Consider the following 2,146-nt stretch of genomic DNA (forward strand, 5'->3'; position numbering starts at 1 on the left):
TCGGTCTCGGCATTCCTGCTGAACCGCTCTTCCGATCTCGCGTTGAAGAAGCGGTACTTCAGCGACACGTCGACGTTCTTGTTGATCGGCGCACGGACGCCGGCGATCGCCTGCCAGGCGAAGACGGTGTCGGAGTCGTTGATGGTGTCGGCCGCACCGGCGACACGCAGACGATCCTTGATGCGGGCGATACCCGCACCGCCGCCGACGAAGCCCTGCAGGCCGTTGTCTTCACCGAAGTCGAGCAGGCCATTGACCATGAACGACAGCGCCGAGGTGCTGCCGCTCGCCTGCTCATAGTTACCAGCCGGTGCCGGGAAAGCGTTGGTCGCGATCGGAACCGAGGTCCGAGCGCTGTCGACGCGAGCGCGGCGATAGCTCACTTCGGCTTCCGCACGGAACGGACCGAAGTCATAACCGATGTTACCACCAACGTCGTAACCAACGTGGTTGTTCTGCGTCACAACATCCTTGCTGGCGCCGACGTCGAAGTGAATGTCCTCGACGAGCATCGCGCCGCCTTCAACACCCACATACCACGCGTCATCGCGGGCGAAGGCGGGCGTGCTCAGCGCGGTCGTGGCGAGCGCCAAAGTGACGGCAAGCTTCCGCATCATAATCCCCTTTCATGGTCGTCCATACGGACAGGCCAAACTCACTACTCAAACCAAAGTTTCGGCGCAAGCGCACAAAACCGCGGGCTGTTGCACAAACGTCACAGTCTAATCCTGTTCGATCAAGCCGTGTCGGCGCAACGTTTGCAAAACCGCGGTGATGGCCGCCCGTGCCTCCGCGTCAACCGTTACCCCGCCCGCGGGTTCCGCGACATTCGGCTCGCGTGGCCCAACTACCTGATCTCCGCCGATAAAAAGTCTTCCATAGGTCCTGCCATGGTACCATACCCCCTGGGAGAAGAGCGCGAAGGCACCTTCCGCCACGATCCAGATCCGCATGCCCTCGGCTGGTGCGACGAACCGCCAGCCGCCATCGGTCCAGCCGGCGATGGCGGCGGTGTTCCCGCTCCAGGCGCCTTGCGGGGCACTACCCACCAGCCAGCATTGCCCGGGAGTCGGTGCGGCCGGCGGAACCGCGAGTTCGGCAACCACGCTCGCCTGCACCGCGATGTCGATCCGGACGAGCGCCTCGTTGTGCGTCATCTCCTTCTGCGCCTGGCCGGGCGCGAGCAGCGGCAGCGCCAGACGGGGAGTCGGGGAAGCGGTCATTGGTCATCTCCGAGTGGGGGAAGAAGCAGGCGCGCAGGCGAGGAAAGCCCATAGGTTCCGACCTGACGGACCTCGATCCGCAGCGCCTGGGCCCGGTCGGCCCGCGAAAGCAGCAAAGACGGCACCTCGCGGTCGATCAGGCGAACCGACCCGCCCGATTCCAGCGCGATCCGGTAGCGCTCGGCTTCCTCGGCGAGCGGCGCGTCCACACCGTCGCGCCATTGCCAGCCATTCCTGCTGCGCCGCACCCAGGAAAGGCGCGTGCCCTCGCCCGTTTCGGTGGCGGCGAGGTGCACCGGGGAAAGCGGCAGCAGCGCGATGCCGGCGACCTGCACCGACACGGGCGCCGAGCCCGCGGGATCATCGACCCCCTGTGCCAGCACCGCCACGTCCGACCCGATCGACGCCGCCACGTCCAGCACCTTCAGCGCCTCGCGCTCGATCAGCACGAATCGGTCGCCCGGCCGGGCGGATCCGATCGCCGCCTCGGTGCCCCGCCGCCCGCGCCACAAGCGCGAGAGCCGCCAGCGCGTGCCGCCAAGATGCTCCGCATCGCCGAACTGCAGCAGTTCGTCGCCGAGCATCGCGAGATTGGCCCCGACATCGAGCGCGGCATCGTCCGCCGAGACCAGCACCATTTCCTCCTGCGCCAGGTCTACCTCCGCGACGCTCGCCAGGTCCGCGAGCGCCGCACGTCCCGGGCCGGGCGCCACGCGCACGGCGCCGAGGGTCGCGGGGAAGCCGGTCTCCCCCTGGCTCGCCCAGCTCAGGCCGCCATCGGTGCTGCCGAGCAGCTGCGCCCGCCGCCAGCCGCTTCCCGTCCCCGCCGCGGCAACCGCGAGCCGCGGCGCCGTCGCCGGCACGTCGTCCAGCATCGGCAGCTCGAACGGCAGGAGTATCGTCCGGCCGGGCACGCGATCCGG

The 2,146-nt window shown here is 68.1% G+C and carries 2 protein-coding genes; both read right to left on the reverse strand.

Annotated features, from left to right (window positions below):
- Nucleotides 1–722 precede the first annotated feature (722 nt).
- Nucleotides 723–1,223 carry a DUF2793 domain-containing protein gene (locus KK7_RS0118235; RefSeq protein WP_010546078.1) on the reverse strand — a complete coding sequence of 167 codons (501 nt, stop codon included), beginning with the start codon at nucleotides 1,221–1,223 and terminating at the stop codon, nucleotides 723–725.
- A partial coding sequence (locus tag KK7_RS23055) for a GTA baseplate fiber-binding domain-containing protein (RefSeq protein WP_010546079.1) occupies nucleotides 1,220–2,146 on the reverse strand: 927 nt, incomplete at its 5' end. The genes KK7_RS0118235 and KK7_RS23055, both read right to left, overlap by 4 nt.

The organism is Sphingomonas elodea ATCC 31461, from assembly GCF_000226955.1.
In the GTDB taxonomy this organism is placed as follows: domain Bacteria; phylum Pseudomonadota; class Alphaproteobacteria; order Sphingomonadales; family Sphingomonadaceae; genus Sphingomonas; species Sphingomonas elodea.